The sequence below is a fragment of the Paenibacillus sp. J22P15 genome (genome assembly GCF_056269345.1).
The window spans coordinates 117566-137129 of sequence record NZ_JBWDNT010000001.1 but is presented as its reverse complement, the minus strand read 5'-3'; the positions used below and the strand labels follow the sequence as shown (position 1 = coordinate 137129).

At 44.0% G+C, this 19564-nt stretch carries 16 protein-coding genes and 4 tRNA genes; 2 read left to right on the top strand and 18 right to left on the bottom strand.

Features of this window, described 5'->3' with window-relative positions:
* Nucleotides 1–61 precede the first annotated feature (61 nt).
* From AC0YN6_RS00650 to AC0YN6_RS00640, 3 genes are all read right to left on the bottom strand, one after another.
* Nucleotides 62–754 carry a uracil-DNA glycosylase gene (locus tag AC0YN6_RS00650; protein WP_475745491.1) on the bottom strand — a complete coding sequence of 231 codons (693 nt, stop codon included), beginning with the start codon at nt 752–754 and terminating at the stop codon, nt 62–64.
* A 48-nt stretch (nt 755–802) separates the two neighbouring features.
* Complete coding sequence (locus AC0YN6_RS00645) at nt 803–1291, bottom strand: hypothetical protein (RefSeq protein ID WP_475744384.1); 489 nt, start codon at nt 1289–1291, stop codon at nt 803–805.
* A gap of 167 nt (nt 1292–1458) precedes the next feature.
* Nucleotides 1459–1854 (bottom strand): RDD family protein, encoded by a 396-nt coding sequence (locus AC0YN6_RS00640; protein WP_475744382.1) that lies wholly within the window; start codon nt 1852–1854, stop codon nt 1459–1461.
* Between the two features lie 291 nt (nt 1855–2145).
* On the opposite strand from AC0YN6_RS00640, the gene AC0YN6_RS00635 reads away from it, so the two are divergent.
* Nucleotides 2146–2661 carry an RNase H family protein gene (locus tag AC0YN6_RS00635; RefSeq protein WP_475744380.1) on the top strand — a complete coding sequence of 172 codons (516 nt, stop codon included), beginning with the start codon at nt 2146–2148 and terminating at the stop codon, nt 2659–2661.
* 125 nt (nt 2662–2786) lie between these two features.
* Here the strand turns inward: AC0YN6_RS00635 and AC0YN6_RS00630 are convergent.
* From AC0YN6_RS00630 to AC0YN6_RS00610, 5 genes are all read right to left on the bottom strand, one after another.
* Nucleotides 2787–2872: transfer RNA gene (locus AC0YN6_RS00630), tRNA-Leu, on the bottom strand.
* 291 nt (nt 2873–3163) lie between these two features.
* A tRNA-Leu gene (locus AC0YN6_RS00625) sits at nt 3164–3249 on the bottom strand.
* Between the two features lie 20 nt (nt 3250–3269).
* Nucleotides 3270–3346 (bottom strand) — tRNA-Ile (locus tag AC0YN6_RS00620).
* A gap of 37 nt (nt 3347–3383) precedes the next feature.
* Nucleotides 3384–3460 (bottom strand) — tRNA-Met (locus AC0YN6_RS00615).
* Nucleotides 3461–3568: 108 nt separating this feature from the next.
* Nucleotides 3569–3733: a hypothetical protein gene (locus tag AC0YN6_RS00610; RefSeq protein ID WP_475744379.1), complete on the bottom strand. Its 165-nt coding sequence runs from the start codon at nt 3731–3733 to the stop codon at nt 3569–3571.
* 141 nt (nt 3734–3874) lie between these two features.
* Between AC0YN6_RS00610 and AC0YN6_RS00605 the strand changes: the two genes are divergently transcribed.
* On the top strand, nt 3875–4387 hold the full coding sequence (locus AC0YN6_RS00605; protein ID WP_475744378.1) for a 2'-5' RNA ligase family protein: 513 nt from the start codon (nt 3875–3877) through the stop codon (nt 4385–4387).
* Nucleotides 4388–4453: 66 nt separating this feature from the next.
* On the opposite strand, the gene AC0YN6_RS00600 is transcribed toward AC0YN6_RS00605, so the two are convergent.
* From AC0YN6_RS00600 to carA, 10 genes are all read right to left on the bottom strand, one after another.
* Nucleotides 4454–5968 (bottom strand): ABC transporter substrate-binding protein, encoded by a 1515-nt coding sequence (locus AC0YN6_RS00600; RefSeq protein WP_475744377.1) that lies wholly within the window; start codon nt 5966–5968, stop codon nt 4454–4456.
* 5 nt (nt 5969–5973) lie between these two features.
* Nucleotides 5974–6864, bottom strand: a complete 891-nt coding sequence (locus AC0YN6_RS00595; RefSeq protein WP_475745490.1) for an ABC transporter ATP-binding protein — start codon at nt 6862–6864, stop codon at nt 5974–5976.
* A 20-nt stretch (nt 6865–6884) separates the two neighbouring features.
* Nucleotides 6885–9809, bottom strand: coding sequence for an FtsX-like permease family protein (locus tag AC0YN6_RS00590; protein ID WP_475744376.1), 2925 nt, complete (start codon nt 9807–9809; stop codon nt 6885–6887).
* Between the two features lie 3 nt (nt 9810–9812).
* Entirely contained in the window at nt 9813–10880 is a 1068-nt protein-coding gene (locus AC0YN6_RS00585) for an efflux RND transporter periplasmic adaptor subunit (RefSeq protein ID WP_475745489.1), read from the bottom strand.
* Nucleotides 10852–11583, bottom strand: coding sequence for an ABC transporter ATP-binding protein (locus tag AC0YN6_RS00580; protein ID WP_475744374.1), 732 nt, complete (start codon nt 11581–11583; stop codon nt 10852–10854). The genes AC0YN6_RS00585 and AC0YN6_RS00580 overlap by 29 nt, the downstream gene beginning before the upstream one ends.
* A 186-nt stretch (nt 11584–11769) precedes the next feature.
* Nucleotides 11770–13497, bottom strand: a complete 1728-nt coding sequence (locus AC0YN6_RS00575) for a methyl-accepting chemotaxis protein (protein WP_475744372.1) — start codon at nt 13495–13497, stop codon at nt 11770–11772.
* A 179-nt stretch (nt 13498–13676) separates the two neighbouring features.
* Complete coding sequence (gene pyrE, locus AC0YN6_RS00570) at nt 13677–14324, bottom strand: orotate phosphoribosyltransferase (protein WP_475744371.1); 648 nt, start codon at nt 14322–14324, stop codon at nt 13677–13679.
* Nucleotides 14317–15054 (bottom strand): orotidine-5'-phosphate decarboxylase, encoded by a 738-nt coding sequence (pyrF, locus tag AC0YN6_RS00565; RefSeq protein WP_475744370.1) that lies wholly within the window; start codon nt 15052–15054, stop codon nt 14317–14319. Before pyrF ends, pyrE begins: the two co-directional genes overlap by 8 nt.
* Before the next feature lie 135 nt (nt 15055–15189).
* Complete coding sequence (carB, locus tag AC0YN6_RS00560) at nt 15190–18414, bottom strand: carbamoyl-phosphate synthase large subunit (protein WP_475744369.1); 3225 nt, start codon at nt 18412–18414, stop codon at nt 15190–15192.
* On the bottom strand, nt 18401–19546 hold the full coding sequence (gene carA, locus AC0YN6_RS00555; RefSeq protein WP_475744367.1) for a glutamine-hydrolyzing carbamoyl-phosphate synthase small subunit: 1146 nt from the start codon (nt 19544–19546) through the stop codon (nt 18401–18403). Before carA ends, carB begins: the two co-directional genes overlap by 14 nt.
* Nucleotides 19547–19564 lie beyond the last annotated feature (18 nt).

Sequence of the window (19564 nt, the reverse complement as noted above, 5' to 3'; positions counted from 1 at the left end):
AAACTAAAAAAAGCTTCTCTATCTGTCTAAGTTATCTTTCAGACAGTAGAGAAGCCTTTTTCTATTTGATTTCAAGCTCGTTCAGCTTAGGAATCGTCCAGTCGATAGCGTCGCTCCCAATTGTCTCTAGAAAAGCGTTTGCCCTTGTGAACGGTTTGCTCCCAAAAAAACCTTTACGAGCTGCAAACGGGCTCGGGTGCGGTGAAATAATAACGTGATGCTTGTCCGCATCAATTTGATTCACTTTCTCCTCCGCGTTCTTCCCCCAAAGGATGAACACTACCGGCTTGTCCCTGTCGTTTAAAGCCGCAATAATCGCATCGGTAAATCGTTCCCATCCCATTCCTTGATGAGAATTCGGATTTCCACCCTCCACTGTCAGCACTGTATTTAGAAGCAGCACACCTTGCTGAGCCCATGCAAGCAAGCTTCCGTGATCTGGTATTTCCGCCCCTACATCAGCTTCTAGCTCTTTGTAAATATTTTTAAGAGAAGGCGGTATCTTCACTCCCGGCTGCACAGAGAAGCTAAGCCCATGCGCCTGATTAGGACCATGATAGGGATCTTGTCCTAAAATGACCACTTTGGTTTGTTCATACGATGTATGATGAAGTGCGTTATAAATATTTTGCTGTTCCGGGTAAACCGTCACCGTCTTATATTTTTCTTCCAGCATAGCTAACAGCTCTTGCATATAAGGAGCGGCAAGCTCCATTTCCAACTTTTGCGACCAATCGTTTGTCAAACTAATCATCACAGATAATATCCCCTAGTTAAACATTTTCGAGCAAGCACAACCCCATTAATTCTGCTTATCGAACCAATTAAAAAAGAATTGATGAATATACTGTCCAGCTAATAAATAAGGAACTGTTTCTTCTTCTACAAACGAATCTCTCCCTTTAATGCTAAAATACAGCCATAAAGCGATCCCCTCAGTGAATGATTCTGGTTGATATTGCCCATCCTTCAATAGACCTGAGATCGTACCCATACAATCTTCAATGGCCGCCTCACCTTCAGAATGATGCGCTTGGAGCTTTATGTTCAAATAGGAATATACATACGGAAACTCCTTGCTTCCAGCTAGAGAGGTGCTGTAAAGCGCTGTAGCGATCACTGCTGCCATGATACCCGTTTTCCACTGTTCAGCTTTGTCTGTTAATGAAATATCATCCTTAAACCTTTCGAGAAGGTCATTATACAGTGTATCCTTTAAGGAAAAAACCTCAACATATAATCGGCGTGCGTTTTGCCTAAGTAAAGTCTCTTCGTTCTCGTTCTGCTTCATCCAACCACCTGCTTCCTTTATTGCTCAGGCATATCATTTCAACTCTTAGTTTACTTCATTCAAAATAGAGAATGCAAAAATGTTCACGAATCAATCCTCTGTATTGTATTTCTCAGGCAAATAAAAAAAGCCCGCTGCGTTTCATCGCAACGAGCATATTAGGAAACTTAATCAGAATGCACCACTTCTGTTCCTGCAATAAAATCATGAATAGCTCGTTTATCCTCTCGTAACCCAACCATAAATGCGCTGACGATAGCCCCTATCCCCAAAGTTACAGCATAGACGAGTCCTCCGACAACATTACGCAATAACATCGTTCCTAACCCAGGGGGCGAACCATCTAGTTTTCGAATCTGCACGCTGCATATCCGCTTACCAATAGTGTATCCCCTCCAAAATACCGGAAGCAACAACGAATAGAGAAAAGAAATGGCGTCTGTGAAAAAATCCCTTCCCTCATCTCCTCCAGTAATCAACAACGAAATAACAAATAACGGAATACCTACAATGATTCCATCCAATAGTGAAGCACCTAATCGAATCCAAAATCCTGCATTCATGTATTAATCCCTCCTCATAGCCTGCGAATAACATTGCACCTGCATTGGGGTCCTTTATCAATAAAACTTACGCTCATTAAATCAGATGTATGCCATAAATAACAATTGCGTGAATAGACATTATCCGCATTATCCGCTCGCTTCCTGCTCTCATTTTCGTCCCTACTAAACACTAAAAACTTTTTTTGCGCTTATTCTAAACCTTAATTGGGAATATTGAATATGATATGCGCTGTTCAACCGTCATTTTCTCGTACCCATTACTAATCTCATTAAGGAAGGTTCGAATTCATGGATCCTACAACGGACTTATTAATAAAAAAAGCATATGCCGATCCCAGGCTAAGACAAAATATTTTTAACAAAGGTATAATCTACTTGTATTGCGATTACTCAGGTTTCTTCACGCAAAGCAATCATGGTATCGCTTGCTGCCTTGTTTACAACCAAACGATCCGCGTTACCGGTGAAAAGCTGTTAATTAACCATGATGGAGGTTCAAATTACGGCGAGCTGCTAGCTATCAAATATAGTCTAGCAATACTCTCCAAGGCATTAACTGAACATCAACCAAAAGTTGCTATCATCTACACGGATTATAGCTTTATTACAAAAATTTTAAAACAAAACGCCTGTTCACATCCGAATTATAAAATGGCAAGAGCTGAAATATTGGCTTCTCTTGATCATTTGAAAACGATGTTCCCTACAATTGAAGTTAGAATACGCTACATAAGTAAACATAAAAAAAACAACTCGTTTCACAGGCTCGCTCATAATGCTGCCAGACAAGCTGCTCAGACATAAGTGCAACGTATATCAACAAAAAGACTCCTTCTCGTCTCTTGCTTATAGCAAGTGTTGAAAAGGAGTCTCTTTGTATCTCTTATGTACTTCGTGAAAACCGTTGAACATGCAAGGTTTTCTAGGTATGCCGAGGACGGGAATCGAACCCGTACGGTGGTCACCCACCGCAGGATTTTAAGTCCTGTGCGTCTGCCAGTTCCGCCACCCCGGCGCAAAAATAATGAACTGTTTATTAGAAGCAGATATTATCATATCATATTAAGGATACCTTAGCAATAGCATTTACAAAATATATTCGACAGTACGGGATAGACATGAATGCAGCCGATAACCCTCAAAAAACTCAGAGAAAAACCTCCTTCAGTTGTACCTGATTTAGTCAGATACTAGAAAGGAGGTTTATCATCTTCTATTGAATCCTATGTGACTAATTAAAGCGCACAAGATTCAAATAGATTATGTACTTCGTGAAAACTATTGAATCATCAAAGTTTTCTAGGTATGCCGAGGACGGGAATCGAACCCGTACGGTGGTCACCCACCGCAGGATTTTAAGTCCTGTGCGTCTGCCAGTTCCGCCACCCCGGCATAATGTAAGGTTTTGCTTATGGTGGGCCCTGAGGGACTCGAACCCCCGACCAATCGGTTATGAGCCGACCGCTCTAACCAACTGAGCTAAGGGCCCTCGAAAACCGTATATTTCTACGTGTTCATCGAAAGGTTGGTTGCGGGGGCAGGATTTGAACCTGCGGCCTTCGGGTTATGAGCCCGACGAGCTACCGGGCTGCTCCACCCCGCGACGTATTTCCATTTGAGCAAAGCCAGTTGAATTGGCGACATAAAATAATATACTATATACGCATGTTTTAAGTCAAGCAAAATATACTAATTTATTTTTTTTATTTTTTCAAGGTATAAACCTCACGCCGTAGCGGCCTTTTCGGGATCGAAATACCTCCACCTCATGTGGTGTTTCGTAGCCGTACATCCAACCATCATTCTCCATTCTTCTGACCAAACAACCAGCTTGAAATTTTGTCTCGTACAGTCGAACCCAATATACCCATTTCATGTAATCCCTCCGCTATTATATAGGATAAGCAACAGGATTGTCGCTCCAATAAGTGCTGTATACATTAGAATACCCCAAAATTGGGATGATACATTCAAATGGGGTATACTCAAAATAGGTCATTTCAAAGGAGCTGAAGCCATGTTATATGGAATTGTAGTTTTTCCCGAAAAGCATGTACAGGACATCGCTAACAGCTGGCGAAGACGCCATGATCCTCATTACGCTGCCATCCCTGCTCATCTGACAGTGAAAGAAGCTGTCAATTGGTCAGACGAAGAGCTTCAACAGGCAGTCATCCATTTAGAGGAAGTGACGTCTAAACTGCCTGCTTTCTCTGTCCATTTGAACCGCGTTTCCAGCTTTTATCCCGTAAGCAATGTGCTCTATTTAGCGCTCCACGAACCTGCATCCATGCAGAAGCTGCACGAGAGTGTATGCAGCGGTCCATTAACAAATGGAGAATCTAAATATGTCTACACACCTCATGTCACCATCGGGCAAGAGCTCTCCGACGACGAACTGCACGATTTATATGGTAATCTGAGAATGCAGTCCATTGACCTCACATCCAAAATTGACCGCATACATTTACTATATCAGACCGATAACGGCGCTTGGACCGCCTACCAGTCATTTCTCTTGCGAGGTTAGACAAATATAAGGAAAAAGCCCGCAAACGACGCACAGGTCGATTACGGGCTTTTTCCTTATAACTGGTTATCTAGGCATTGGCATGATTTCGACACCGCCGTCGGTGCCTCCACCAGTAGGATTATTTTTAATTCTCTCCAGCACTGCGTTACCGCGTGTCTCCCACTCAGCTAAAGCTTCTTTTACAGACTTTTTCTTGTCGATAACTTCTTGGAACAACTCATAGCCAGGCTGTTGCGCTTCCCAAATTCCTGGTTTCGTATTGAATAGATTTTCCGCATCCGAACTAGAAGGCGGCAATGGTTTCAACGAAGTAAAGGCATCCATATTGTATTGCAAGCCGCCGATCGGAGTCAGAAACTCCTTACGTGCAACCATCTCATAAAGACTTCTCGACTTCAGCTTTGCCCATTCCTTGCTATTCGAAAACTTAATGAAATCCCAAGCGTCTTTATCGTTTTGAGCTTTGTTGTTAATGCCCATCAATTGGCTAAGATAGATGCTGCTTCCAACATCTGGACTGCTCGGATTGACAGGAACCGTTACGACATCCCAATCTACTGGTTCAAAATCTTTCATTTTCGTAGCATTGTCCGAAGCCCTCTTCAATTCATTGATATAACCGTAATCACCGATTGTCATCGCTACTTTACCCTTGATAAACAGATCGCCGTAGAAAGGATCATTGACCCCCTCAGAATTTTGCTTTTCATACATCTTGTTCATAAATTCTTGTGTTGGAATAATTTTCTCTTCGTACATAGAAGAAATTGTATTCCATACATGTTCCCATTGCTCACTGTTTACGAGCATTTTCTCGCCCTTGTCATCCCACATTTTCAATTGCAGTGCTTGGCTATATGCACTTGCATTGCTAAAGGCATCAGAAGACCAACGATTGAATGTAAAGCCGAAATTGCGATCTTCGCCTTCGCCTTTTGATACTTGACGTGCCAAATTAAGAACCTCAGACCATTCCATTTTATCTGATGGAGGAGTTACTCCGGCATCAGCAAATAATTTTTTATTGTAGTAAAGCGCTGAAGAGTTAAATGTAGGTGTCAAAGCAAACAAACTGCCGTCTCCTGCTGACTTGATTCCCTCTATGACAGTAGGTACATAATCCGTTAAATCAAATTTATCCTTTGCAATTAGCGGATCAAGCGGTTGAAGCAGATTATCTTGCGTCATACGACGCAGCATGTTGTAATCCAAGACGACCACATCTACCGGATTTTCTCCGTTTAGCATTTCCTTCATTTTCTCATAAGGATTAGGCTGTGTTGCAGGCTTGTTGGGATCAGGTTGATCAAAGCGTTGATCATCATTGTTAATTGCCCCTACAATTTCGAACTCAATGTTAGGATGAGACATTTCATACATATCTGTGTATTGCTGACGGAAATATGGCTCTTGATCTGCGCCGCCATAAAGCACACCAATACGTAAAACTCGTTTTTCTGTAGAATTGTCTGCGCCGCCGCCGCTGCATGCTGCAAGCAAACCTACTAGCAAAGCAAGCGTCAAGCTAACCACTGTAAACTTACGAATCCGCATTCCTGACAATCTTTTGTTATTCATTCGACTTAACCCCCTAATGATTTTGGCGGAGTAATAACTATCCGCTCACCGTCAAATTCCATTGTTGCTTTGTCTTTAATATTTAATGCGGATAAATATTCCTTGGGCACTTGTAACCGACCTACTCGATCGACAACTACGTATGCCTCATGTACAGATTGCAATCCGGTATTTGTTGAGGGAAGCACTACTTCACTGCCATCTTGTGAAATATTCGGATTTCTTTTAATAAACTCTGTGCTCGTCAAGCCATCACGAATAGCAACAACTCTATCCACCTTACTTGCAAGCGTTAAATCATGCGTTACGATCACGATCGTAATACCAATCTCACGATTGAGTCTGCGGAAAATACCCATAATCAAATCGGAGGTTGAAGTATCTACAGAACCTGTCGGTTCATCAGCTAGCAATAGCTTCGGACGATTCGACAACGAGATTGCAATGGCTACCCTTTGCTGCTCGCCGCCGGATAATTGATGAAGCTTATTATGCATGCGCTCTTTCAAACCGACCCACTCAAGCAATTGCTTCGCATAAGCGCGATCGACCTTGCCCGACAGCATCATCGGCATTTCTACGTTCTCAAGGGCAGAAAGATAAGGCAGCAGGTTTCTAGCATTATTTTGCCAAATAAAGCCTACCGTTTCTCTCTTATACTTGACTAAGTCCTCTTCGGAAATTTTTAGCAAATCCCATGGTCCTACGTGCACCTGACCAGCTGAAGGGCGGTCAAGACCGCCAAGCGTATTCAGAAGTGTAGACTTTCCGCTGCCACTGTTGCCGATGATGGCCATAAGCTCGCCTTCATTAACCTTTAAGTTCAAGCCTTGCAGGGCGACGACCTCTAGATCATCTGTCTTATAAATTTTCACCAGACCTTCGCAATCGATCATCGCAGTTGTCACCGCTGTTGTCATCGTTCTTCTCCCATCTTGACCGCTTGATGCACTCTCAGCCTGCGAATGTGCAGGAAGAGCAGCAACGCCCCGGTCAGCATCATAAATCCGACTACAACGAACAATTGATTCGTATCGCTTGACTCAAATATGACTCGGAATGGCGGTACGGTCTCAGCTACGTTTTCTGTCGTTTGCAAGAATGGCAGGAAGAGTAAGCTGACTCCCTTACCGATTAAAACGCCAAGTCCAATCGCAAGTCCGGCTGTAAATAACTGTTCCAAAAGCAGCATGCCTGTTAGTTGTCTACGTGATAGTCCCATCGCCCGCAGTACCCCGAATTGGACAACACGGCCCGAGAGATTAAAGAACCAAAAGAGCACATAACCTGCTAGTGTGATAACTACCGAAACGAGAAAGCCTAGGCTCAGAATACCGAATACGCCGCCTCTGGTTGGAAGCTTCGATTGCATGATGAGCTCGCTTCTTACATCCTTAACGGCCGCTATTTCGATTCCTGCCTTCTGCAGCTCCGTAATGATAGGCGCTACCTTTGCGTCAGGCTTCATCTTCAGCCAAACCTCATAAGGAATAAGTGGAAGCTGATCATAAACATAATCCAAATTCGTAATAATAAATGGTGATTTATCAGGATACTGGCTAGGCCAATAAGGCAAAATTCCAACAACCACAAAATCCACCTTACCCTCAGAGAATCCTACGGAAACAGGATCGCCAACCTTTAACTGATACTTCTCTGCTACTTTTGAAGGTATTAGTGCTGCATGCTCAAATTTTCCCAAGTTATTTAAATAATAATTGGGATGAGCGGGATACAAATCGTTGCGGAACCAGCCTACTTTGGAGAAATCGACGTTATCAATACCCATTACAGTACCTTGACCAATCGATTTTCCTGAGATGACTACGCTCCCCTTCGTTTGCAGCACACGTGCAGCAGCTTCTACGCCTTCAAGAGAACGGAATATTTCAAATGGAGGTTCACTGAACAGCATCTTCGAAGGAACGGTTTGACCGCCGCCGCCTGATCCACCGCCATTGCCGCCATTTCCTCCATTACCACCGCCACCGTTTCCTCCGCCGTTTCCGCCGTTTCCACCGCCGCCAGCACCACCGCCATTACCGCCATTGTTGCCAGGCGTCTTAGTAATTTCCGCCGAGCCTTCCCACACGGTCTGAATCGTAACGTCTGCGCCGTACTTATATAATGTACGCTCAGTGGAGTTCAAATCGATCGTTCTAGCTGCCGATGCATTATAAACACCAAGTCCAAGCGTAAGCACTAATAAAATCATCAACGGATAATACCCTTTGGATGAACGTGAAAGCTGCGTCAGTGTCAAATACAACGGAACAGGTAAAAATTTACGTCCCATCCAAGTAAATAATTTCAGCAGCCATGGAAATAGCCGCAAGAAAAACAGCCCAAATGCAAAAATCGAGAGCGCTGGCACAAAGAATAAAAATGGTTGTACGTTTAATTGATCCGTCGTCATACCCGTCTTGAATGTCAACATCTGACGCTCATTAAACATATACCAGCCATAACCAGCAGCAGCAATTAACAAAACGTCAAGATACCAACGCTGCCATCCTGGCTTCCGATCAGATCGAGCCAAATCTTGTTTATAGCTTACGATTGAAGATCTTGCATAAATGATTGCAGGAATAATTGTCGCCATAAGGGCAATCAATACCGCAGCACCACCTGCGATAATCGCCTCCGTAGAGAAACCGACCGGTATAGACTTCCGATTAACGAAGGATAGGAAGCCATTTGCCGATCCAATACTCTTAGCCATGAACCACCCGATAAAGGGACCGCTCGCAAGAGCTAGACCGCCCAAGAGAAGTCCTTCGAGCAAATAAATCCAAATAATTTGCCGCGTACCTGCGCCTCTGCTTCGAAGCACTGCAATATCGCTTCGCTGCTTATCCAATGACTGCCTTGCATTCATCGCAATGAAGAAAAATACCATTGCGAGCATGGGGGCAGCTAGGGTGAACAGCAAAGTTTGCAGCTGCAAACTTTGTTTCTTAAATTCCGTAAGCGTGGATGCAAAGGAAATTTCCACTCTTGTGTCTTTAAGACGCTGATACAAGTCGATGTTCAATCGCTCAAGTGTCCTGCTTAACGGTGTTAATTGACTCGTTTTAATTTCAGACAAATCGAATGCATAGTACCAGCTGGCATTATGAAGCGGAATGCCTTTCTTTGCAAGCAGCATCTTGTCAAATGCAGCATCACTAATTTGGAGCGTATTCAGCAAGCTTTCCATCCCCTGATACCAATATGAACTCGTATCAGTCAGCGGCTTAACAGAACCGACAATTTTCACACGTAATGTCAGATCTAAGCCACCGTATATCGGATATTCAAATACATCGCCGATATGTACATCATTTCGATACATCGCTTCCTCGAACATCACTGCTTCGAGCAGCTCTCCATCCCCTTCGGCATTTACAAACCATCTGCCCTGTGTCAGCTCAGTATTTGTCTCGAGACCTGACATGTTCATAATCGTCAGTTGGCGGCTGCGACCAGCGTCTACCTTCGTTGGATCCTCAGGAACCACTTCAGCTCCGCGAATGGAATTGCTATTTACAAACGTGCCGAAAGGAAATCCAATTTCCTTAGGTATTCCTTCAGAAATGTAACGCTCAACCTCTGACAACGCTGCTAAATCCGTTTTCCCGCCAGCAGGTGATTGGTACCTCATGAGAAGTGAGCCTGCTGGTAATCCACTACTCTTCTCCTGAAGCGATTCGGCAACCACTCTCTTAAGTGCGCCATCTGCGTACATGGGTATACTCGTTGCAAATGCAACTGCTAGGGTCAGCCCAGCAAGTGTGCTCAGGGTTAGCCAGCGCGTGTTCCACATTTTGCGGAACAAAAAACGAAACAGCGGAATTCCCATTGGCTATCGACCTACAACTTTCTGCCCCGGCTTCAAACCTTGCAAGATCTCAATATTTGTCGAGGTTTGCTGGCCGACCTCAACGTCTACTTCGCGCTTGCCGTCTGCATCAATAACCTGCACATAAGTACGAGAGCCAATTGAGCGAAGCGTAGAAGGAGGAATAACAATAGCATCTTTAGTTCGGCTCGTTATGACATTGATTGAAATCGGTGTACCGCGATTTAGATTTTTAGGTAATCCAGTAAGATCAAATATTAAGTAGTCTTCTGGACGTTCAGGTTTCACTTCCCCTGGCATTCCGCCATTACCGCCACCATTATTCTGTTCCTCGGTCTTGACAGGAAGTTGTTTTATCTTGCCTTTAAAAGTACCTACATTTGAAATTTTGGCTTCTACTTCCATGCCAACCGCCAATTTCTCAAGTTCTGCTTTTGTAATCTTGGCTGCTGCAGTAATCTTACTCGTATCGGCTACGATCGCAATTGGCGCATAGGCTTTGATTAGATCGCCCTTCTGTACATTAAGCGTTACAATCGTTCCTGAGAATGGAGCCTTCAAGCTTGCTTTCGCAATCTCCTCTTCCATATCTACAAGCTTCTGCTTCTTTTCTTCAAATGCAATCAACTTCGTCTCAAAATCAATTGGGTCCATTTCATCACGTTCACGCAGCGTTTCTTTCATCAAAGCTTCTTCTCTTTTAAATGCAAGACGTTCGAGCCGCAACGTTTTGACCAATGAATCAACGTCCAACTCTCCGATCACTTGACCAGCCTTTACCGTCGAATTTACTTTCACATGCAGCTCTTTTAAATTCTTACCGTCCAAAGTGAAAAACATCGTCTCTTCTTCTAACGAAATCAGCTTGCCAATCAAAGGTACCTTTGTTTCTAATGTAGCCGTTGTAACCTCATACTCGGGTTTCTTCGATATTTGTGCTGGGGATATTTCAGGTATGATTTCTTCTTCATCTTCTGCCGGTAGCAAGGAGCATCCGCTTGTAAGCACTAAGGAAGCACTTAAAACAACAACCATAGAACGTTTAAATAAATTTTCCGTCAACCATTTCATAGACAATGTCTGCAACCTCCAAAATCGTAGGATCATGTGTAGTCATACAAATAGAAACTTGTTCAGTGCGAATAATATTTTGGAAAACGGCCATAATTTGAGCTGACATATTCGTATCAAGCTCTGCTGTCGGCTCATCAGCCAGCAGCAGCATTGGTTTATGCGCGATGGCCTTGGCAATAGCTACACGCTGTTGCTCGCCGCCGGAGAGCTCGAAAGGGCGGTGATTCATTCGCTTCTCGAGGCCAACTAGCTCTAGACAGTGGTTAACTCTATTTTTCCATTCCGCACGAGGAACGCCAGCCATACGAAGGGCTAACTCCACATTCTCTCTCGCGGACAAAAGCGGCATAAGTGCGAAGGCCTGAAAGATAAAGCCCATGTGCTTTCGCCTAACTAATGTGCGTTGATCATCGCTCATACTGTGAAAGGGCAAACCATTAAATAAAATTTCCCCTTTGCTCGGTGTATCCAGCCCACCCAAGCAATTCAGCAGCGTTGTCTTGCCTGAGCCTGATCTCCCTCTAAGCATAACTAATTGGCGCTCCTTAAGCTCCATTCGAATGCCCTTCAATACTGGAAGCGGTGATCCGCCAACCTGAAACGTACGCTCTACATCGATCACCTGAAGCAGATCACGTCTTTCCTCGGCAGGTTCAATCTGCGCTTCTATCGTCTGTTTCTCTTCCTGCGGAATGGCCATTAGCGCTTCCGATCCCTCCTTAACCAACTTTCATAATTCTCATCTTAAATGATAGACGTAGGACATGCTCAAAAAGTTACGTCAATTTCAAACAACTTTATAAAACATTTTTGAAAGAAAAAACTACTTTTAGCGAATACTTGCTCTTCGCATGAAAAGTAGCCTTATTTAGTCATTTCTATGTCATTATTTCACCTTAAAATGAGATATGGCATGATCCAGTTCGTGTACAATCTCATCCAGATGAATGGCTGCAGTAGAGATGTTATCCATTAATGCAAGCTGTTCTTCTGTTGCAGCAGCGACATTCTCAGTTTTCTCAAGATTAACGACAGCTGTTGCAGCGGATTGCTCCATAGAGGCGCTTACCTGCTCAGAACTAGCGGACATTTGCTGCGTAATCGCAGAATTTTCATGAATCTGCCCACTCATTTGTACAATAGAAGCAATAATTAAATCTAGATTTTTACGCACATCGCTCACTCGATCACTGCCGCGCTTCATTTCCTCTATCGTTTGTGACATGTATGCAGAAGCTCCAGCAATTTCGCTGCGTGTCACATCTACAAGCTGATGTATGTCATCCACCGAAGCAAGTGATCCTGCAGCCAGCTTACGAATTTCACCTGCAACGACCGCGAAGCCTCTGCCATGCTCACCCGCGCGTGCTGCTTCTATTGAAGCGTTAAGCGATAATATGTTCGTTTGATTAGAAAAGCTAGTTATATTATCGGCAATTAGCCCAATTTCCTTTGAGCGATGTTCTAATGTTTCAATCTTATCGGATAGTCTTACGATAACAGAGCTCACTTCTTCAAATTGATCAACTAGCCGCAGCAGCGCTTCATGCCCAAGATCAGCCTGTTGTGAGGTAGAAGAAGATTTCTCAGCAATTGATGATGTATTTTCTGCAATTCGTTGAATGCCAATCGTCATTTCTTCTATCGCTCTTGATGTTTCTTCTGCTCCTCTTGCTTGCGCTTCAGAGCCGCTTGCTACCTCCTGAATATTAAGAGCAACATGCTCAGCTGCTGATGCAGATTCCTTCGAAGCGGTCGTTAATTGAACTGTCGATTTGGTAACTTCAGCCGCATTATTGGCTATGCCGCTAATTAGCAGCTTTGTTGCTTCGATCATATGATCGACCGATAGCGAGATGCGGCCAAGCTCGTCCTTGCTGTATTTCTTATCGGGAGGTACAGTCAAGTCCCCGTCTGCTACACGCTGTGTTTTAAATACTACACTTCTGATTGTCTTCATAATATGTCGAACGGTAAAATAAACGGATATCATCAAACCGATCGTCACAAAAATGATTCCTAAAAAAACACTAAGCTGTGTTTTATCAAATTCCTTGGTGATGTCAGAAATCGCTAATTTCGCGTAAAGATTAATGTTTTGTCCTATCTCATCGATTCCGGATCTACCAGTTAGGAAGCTATTATCGATCTGCTTATTTATAAACAAACTCTTTCCATCAGCTGCTGCTTTCGTAGCTGAGTCTTTCCAATAGTTAAAATTAGCCTTAAATTCAATCAAAATTTGATCGATGCTGCGCTCAGACTCTCCCGAATCTAAGGTTTGAAGTCCTTTGGCATATATAATAGTTTGCGCTTCTCCTACCCTATCCTCAACTTGTTTAATATTCTCAGCCAATTCAAATTGAGCAGCCTCTATGTTGACTTTATCTAATGTACCCGATTCAATTCTCAAATAAGCTTGATAAGCTTGATGCATATCCTTATCCGCGTTCAGGATTAAAGTGTCTACTTCATTAACAGTCTCATAGATTATTTCGGTCATGTCATTTAATACGGCACGCTGCTCTTGGAGCAAATACAATCCCGTAAATGCATAAAACAATAGTGGAACCACAGACAATAAAACTAGTCTAACATTTAAAGGTATTCTCATTAATACTCCCGCCCCTCAGTTCTTCACAACACTTCTATTATTATTTATCGGAGTATCACTTCAATAAAGTAGAGCTCCTTTCAAAAAAAAATAAATATTTGTATCGAATTTAGAACAATTTTGTGACAAAAAAAGGCGCACTCCCTTGAAACGAGAGTACGCCTTTTTATAAAAAGCAATTATTTGCCGAAAGATTGTGGATCTTCTCTCCAAGCTTGAAGTGCAGCTACATCCTCAGGAGCAACTTTACCAAGCTCTACTGCGGTCTGAATTAAAGCACTGTAGCTCGACAACGTTACAAGCGGCATTTGCTCACCGGCAAACGCTTGAATAGCGGAATCGAATTCATAAGTAAAGATGGCAAGCACCGCCAATACTTCTGCACCAGCTTCTCTAACAGCAAGCGCAGCTTTCAATGAGCTTCCCCCTGTCGAGATCAAGTCCTCAATGACAACAACTTTTTGACCAGGAAGAACTCGGCCTTCGATTTGGTTTTGCTTGCCATGCCCTTTCGCTTTATCGCGAATGTAAGCCATCGGCAGGTTTAGCTTCTGTGCAACCCAAGCTGCATGAGGAATGCCGGCAGTTGATGTACCCGCGATAACCTCAGCATCCGGATAGTTCTCGCGAATAATGGTTGCGAAACCTTCTGCAACGAGATCGCGAATCGCAGGGTATGTCATCGTAAGACGGTTATCACAATAGATCGGTGATTTAATGCCAGATGTCCAAGTGAACGGATCATTCGGACGAAGTGCAACAGCTTCAATTTCAAGCAGGCTCTTGGCAATTTGATTAGGCAATTCAGCTAAAGTTAATTTACTCATAAGAAGTCAGCTCCTCAATAATAGATTCTAGTGCAGCTCTAGGGCTTGGTGCTGCTGTAATGGGACGACCGATTACCATATAATCAGTACCTTGGCGAAGTGCTTCGCTTGGTGTCATGATGCGTGATTGATCATTCACATCTGCACCTGCTGGACGAATACCAGGGGTAATTGTTTTGAATGAAGAGCCGCACAACGCTTTAATTGCCTCAACCTCGGAGGGGGAAGCAACAACTCCGTCTAAACCAGCTTTTTTGGTAAGCTCAGCATATCGAAGCACAGCTGCCTCTACTGTACCATTAATTCCTATTTGATCGTTAAGCATCGATTGATTCGTACTTGTCAAATGAGTAACTGCGATAACCGTTGGCTTACGTAGGCCGCTTCCTGTAAGAGCGATGTCTACACCTTCAAGCGCAGCCTCAAGCATGTGACTGCCGCCTGCTGCATGTACGTTGAACATATCTACACCGAGCTTCGTTACGCTGTTAGCTCCACCCTTAACGGTGTTCGGAATATCATGCATTTTCACATCAAGAAAAACGTAGTAACCCCGCTCTTTCAAGCTTTGTACAAATGAAGGGCCTGCTGCGTAAAACAACTGCATTCCCACCTTCATATAACAAGGAATGCCATGCAGCTCAGCAATTAAACGCTCAGCCGCTGCTGCATCAGGATAGTCTAGTGCAACCATAATCCGTCCTGCTGCTTGCTCGTTAGTCAACTTCATCCGAAATCACTCCATTTCTCTGTTCCTTTGCAAAATAAACGGCCATACGTCTGCTGCCTATCTACCTGAAGGCTAAACGCCTTGAGGTGGATACGCAGCAATTAACGCTGGCCGTACTTTTAAGCTCAAATGAGCTTATTTCTTTTGTAGCACCACTGGCATAGAACGAGATGAGAAGTTTAGCGTTTCAAGCATTACAAGCAATGCACGAACCGTATCAAGCGACGTCATACAAACTACGCCATTCTCAACCGCTTCACGACGAATTCTGAATCCGTCACGCTCAGGAGCTTTACCTTTGGTCAACGTATTGACAACAAATTGTGCTTGCCCTTCACGTACAAGATCTAGAATATTCGGAGAGCCTTCGCTTAGCTTATTAACAGTCGTAACGATTAGGCCTGCTTCTTCCAAAGCTTTCGCTGTTCCGCCTGTTGCGATAATTTTGTAGCCTAGGTTAAAGAAGCCGCGAAGCAATTCGGTTGCTTCTTCTTTATCTTTATCTGCTACAGTTGCAATAATGGCGCCAGATGTAGGAATTTTCATTCCAGCACCGATGAGTCCTTTATAAAGAGCTTTCGCATATTGTACATCGCGACCCATTACTTCGCCTGTTGACTTCATTTCTGGCGTTAGAGTTGGATCAACCCGGCGCAGCTTCGCGAAGGAGAAGACCGGAACTTTTACCGATACATACTCATCTTCAGGCCACAAACCTTCTACATAACCAAGATCAGTAAGCTTAGTTCCGAGAATAGCTTTTGTAGCTAGGTTTGCCATCGGAATATTCGTTACTTTGCTTAGGAAAGGTACTGTACGTGATGAACGCGGATTAACTTCAATTACGTACACTTTCTCTTGGTGAATAACGAACTGGATATTTACAAGGCCGATAACATTCAGAGCTTTCGTGATGCTTATTGTGATATCAACGATCTGTTGCTTAATATCCTCTGAAAGCGATTGTGGAGGGTAAACCGCGATTGAATCGCCGGAGTGAACCCCTGCGCGCTCAACATGCTCCATAATCCCCGGAATAATAACAGTATCGCCATCACAAATTGCGTCAACCTCTGCTTCTTTTCCAAGCATATAACGGTCGATCAGAACTGGATGCTCTGGGTTGATCTTTACAGCAACTTCCATGTAGTTAAGTAGTTCTTCATCTGAGTACACGATTTCCATTGCACGACCGCCAAGTACGTAAGACGGACGAACAAGTACCGGATAACCAAGTCCTTGTGCTGTAATAACTGCTTCATCAACAGAAGTTACTGTCTTGCCATCAGGTTGTGCAATGTTCAAGCTGCGAAGCAGTGCTTCAAATTTCTTGCGATCTTCTGCAGCATCAATGCTCTCTAGGCTAGAACCAAGAATGCGAACTCCTGCTTTGGAAAGCGGAGCAGCAAGGTTAATCGCCGTTTGGCCACCGAATTGTACGATTACGCCAATTGGATTCTCTTGCTCAATAACGTTCATCACATCTTCGAAGAACAATGGCTCAAAGTAGAGTCTGTCCGATGTGCTGAAGTCAGTTGAAACTGTTTCTGGGTTATTGTTGATAATAACCGCTTCGTAGCCTGCATTTTGGATTGCCCATACAGCATGAACTGTCGAGTAATCAAACTCAATACCTTGACCGATACGAATTGGTCCAGATCCAAGAACAAGAACCTTTTGTTTGTCCGTAGCTGTTACTTCATTCTCTACTTCATAAGTGGAGTAGTAGTATGGTGTCGAAGCTTCGAATTCAGCTGCGCATGTATCAACCATTTTGTAGACTGGCTTCAAGTTAAGCTGTAAACGAAGTGCGCGTACATCAGCTTCAGTCGTATGACTGCCGTTCGGGAAACCTTCTTGACGGATTTCAGCAATGGAGCGATCAGAGAAGCCTTTGCGTTTTGCTTCATACAACGTTTGTTGATTCAACGTTGATTCACTGCGCATGCGATCCTCAAATGCTACGATCGATTGGATTTTATCAAGGAACCACCAGTCGATGTTGGTAATATCTTGAATTTCTTGAAGCTGATAGCCGCGACGGAACGCTTCCGCTACAAGGAACATCCGCTCGTCATCCGGTTTCTCTAGACGCGTGCGAAGCACTGCATCCTCTAAAGAACTAGCTTCTTTAAGGTGAATACGGTGTGCACCGATTTCTAGTGAACGAACCGCTTTATGGATGGATTCTTCAAAAGTACGGCCGATAGCCATAACTTCGCCTGTTGCTTTCATTTGCGTGCCTAGCTTGCGGTTCGCGTTAACGAACTTGTCAAACGGCCAGCGAGGAATCTTTGATACGATATAATCGAGTGTTGGCTCGAAACATGCATACGTTTGTCCAGTAACAGGGTTTACAAGCTCATCAAGCGTGTAACCGATAGCGATTTTTGCTGCCATTTTTGCAATCGGGTAACCCGTTGCTTTGGAAGCTAGTGCCGATGAACGGCTAACACGCGGATTTACTTCAATTACATAATATTGATAGCTTTGTGGATCAAGCGCGAACTGTACATTACAGCCGCCCTCGATGTTCAGAGCACGAATGATTTTCAAGGAAGCCGAGCGAAGCATTTGATACTCACGATCGGACAAAGTTTGGCTTGGCGCTACAACGATGCTGTCGCCTGTATGAACACCAACGGGGTCAAAGTTTTCCATGTTGCACACAACGATACAGTTATCGTTCGCATCACGCATAACTTCATACTCTACTTCTTTCATACCTGCGATCGATTTCTCGATTAGACACTGGCTGATCGGACTGTAACGGATTCCGGAAGCAACCGTCTCGCGAAGCTCTTCTTCATTCGCACAAATACCGCCGCCTGTTCCACCAAGTGTGTAGGCAGGACGAACGATAATAGGATATCCGATCGTGTTAGCGAAGTTTACTGCATCCTCGACAGTCGTTACGATATCACTATCTGGTACTGGCTGCTCTAGCTCACGCATAAGTTCGCGGAAAAGATCACGATCCTCAGCTTTTTCAATAGCTGTCAGCTGTGTTCCAAGCAATTTCACATTTTCACGCTCTAGAACGCCTGCGCGTGCAAGCTCAACTGCCATGTTTAGGCCAGTTTGACCGCCAAGTGTCGGAAGAAGTCCATCAGGACGCTCTTGACGAATGATTTGGGAAACAAATTCTAGTGTAATAGGCTCGATGTATACTTTATCTGCCATGTTTGTGTCTGTCATGATTGTAGCTGGGTTACTGTTTATAAGTACAACCTCGTAGCCCTCTTCCTTGAGTGCTTGGCAGGCCTGAGTGCCGGCATAGTCGAATTCCGCCGCTTGTCCGATGACAATTGGACCGGAACCGATCACGAGAATTTTTTTGAGTTCATTATTTTTGGGCATACTGAAGCTCTCCTTTCAACGTCTCCGATAACACCGCTTGACGAGGTTTTTGTGGGTTATTAATCTTGTGCTTACGGATCATTTGCAGGAACTCATCAAACAAATAGCTGGAATCGTATGGTCCAGGAGCAGCTTCTGGGTGATATTGAACCGAGAAAGCTGGGAATGTTTTATGTTTAAGTCCTTCGATCGTGCGGTCATTATTATTAATGTGTGTTACTTCAAGTTGCGTGCTGCCTACTGATTCTTCAAGCACGGTGTAGCCATGGTTTTGTGAAGTAATGTAGCAACGGTTAGTTGCCAATTCTTTAACCGGGTGATTTCCGCCGCGATGTCCGAATTTTAGCTTCGTTGTTTCTGCTCCACAAGCTAGTGCGAACAGTTGGTGACCTAAGCAAATGCCGAAGATCGGGAATTCGCCAAGCAATTCAGAAATCATTTTCACAGCGTATGGTACATCTTTCGGGTCCCCAGGGCCGTTAGACAGTTGAATACCGTCTGGAGCTAGGCGGCGAATTTGGTCTGCCGTCGTATCATGAGGAACTACGATCACATCACAGCCGCGCTTCGTAAGTTCGCGCAAAATACCGCTTTTTGCACCGAAGTCAACAAGCACGATACGCTCGCCTTGACCAGGGCTTGAGAATACATGAGTTGTGGATGTGCGTGCTACTTGATCCGTCATTAAGCTTGAGATGTTAAGACGCTCAGCAAGCTCTTCTACACGCTCGTTGCCTGTTGTAATTAGACCCTTCATAGTGCCGTAGTTACGCAGCTTACGAGTAAGCATCCGTGTATCAATGTCGCTGATGCCTGGAATGCCGTATTCTTTCAAAAGCTGTCCAAGTGAATATTGTGCGCGCCAGTTACTAGGTACTTCTTCATGACGACGGACAACAAATCCATGAATAAATGGACGCATCGCTTCAAAATCATCGCGGTTAATGCCATAGTTCCCGATCAACGGGTATGTCATTGTTACGATTTGTCCGCAGTAAGACGGATCGGATAGAACCTCTTGATAACCTGTAATTCCTGTATTAAATACAACCTCGCCCATCATTTGTGCTTCTGCACCGAACGAAAGTCCTGTGAACAACGTACCGTCTTCCAACAATAATCTTGCTTGCATCCGTATCACTCCTCAGGT

Excerpts from the sequence above, each read along its gene's own strand:
- AC0YN6_RS00650 (WP_475745491.1), bottom strand. The coding sequence starts at position 754 with ATGATTAGTTTGACAAACGATTGGTCGCAAAAGTTGGAAATGGAGCTT.
- AC0YN6_RS00645 (WP_475744384.1), bottom strand. The coding sequence starts at position 1,291 with ATGAAGCAGAACGAGAACGAAGAGACTTTACTTAGGCAAAACGCACGC.
- AC0YN6_RS00640 (WP_475744382.1), bottom strand. The coding sequence starts at position 1,854 with ATGAATGCAGGATTTTGGATTCGATTAGGTGCTTCACTATTGGATGGA.
- AC0YN6_RS00635 (WP_475744380.1), top strand. The coding sequence starts at position 2,146 with ATGGATCCTACAACGGACTTATTAATAAAAAAAGCATATGCCGATCCC.
- AC0YN6_RS00610 (WP_475744379.1), bottom strand. The coding sequence starts at position 3,733 with ATGAAATGGGTATATTGGGTTCGACTGTACGAGACAAAATTTCAAGCT.
- AC0YN6_RS00605 (WP_475744378.1), top strand. The coding sequence starts at position 3,875 with ATGTTATATGGAATTGTAGTTTTTCCCGAAAAGCATGTACAGGACATC.
- AC0YN6_RS00600 (WP_475744377.1), bottom strand. The coding sequence starts at position 5,968 with ATGAATAACAAAAGATTGTCAGGAATGCGGATTCGTAAGTTTACAGTG.
- AC0YN6_RS00595 (WP_475745490.1), bottom strand. The coding sequence starts at position 6,864 with ATGATCGATTGCGAAGGTCTGGTGAAAATTTATAAGACAGATGATCTA.
- AC0YN6_RS00590 (WP_475744376.1), bottom strand. The coding sequence starts at position 9,809 with ATGGGAATTCCGCTGTTTCGTTTTTTGTTCCGCAAAATGTGGAACACG.
- AC0YN6_RS00585 (WP_475745489.1), bottom strand. The coding sequence starts at position 10,880 with ATGAAATGGTTGACGGAAAATTTATTTAAACGTTCTATGGTTGTTGTT.
- AC0YN6_RS00580 (WP_475744374.1), bottom strand. The coding sequence starts at position 11,583 with ATGGCCATTCCGCAGGAAGAGAAACAGACGATAGAAGCGCAGATTGAA.
- AC0YN6_RS00575 (WP_475744372.1), bottom strand. The coding sequence starts at position 13,497 with ATGAGAATACCTTTAAATGTTAGACTAGTTTTATTGTCTGTGGTTCCA.
- pyrE (WP_475744371.1), bottom strand. The coding sequence starts at position 14,324 with ATGAGTAAATTAACTTTAGCTGAATTGCCTAATCAAATTGCCAAGAGC.
- pyrF (WP_475744370.1), bottom strand. The coding sequence starts at position 15,054 with ATGAAGTTGACTAACGAGCAAGCAGCAGGACGGATTATGGTTGCACTA.
- carB (WP_475744369.1), bottom strand. The coding sequence starts at position 18,414 with ATGCCCAAAAATAATGAACTCAAAAAAATTCTCGTGATCGGTTCCGGT.
- carA (WP_475744367.1), bottom strand. The coding sequence starts at position 19,546 with ATGCAAGCAAGATTATTGTTGGAAGACGGTACGTTGTTCACAGGACTT.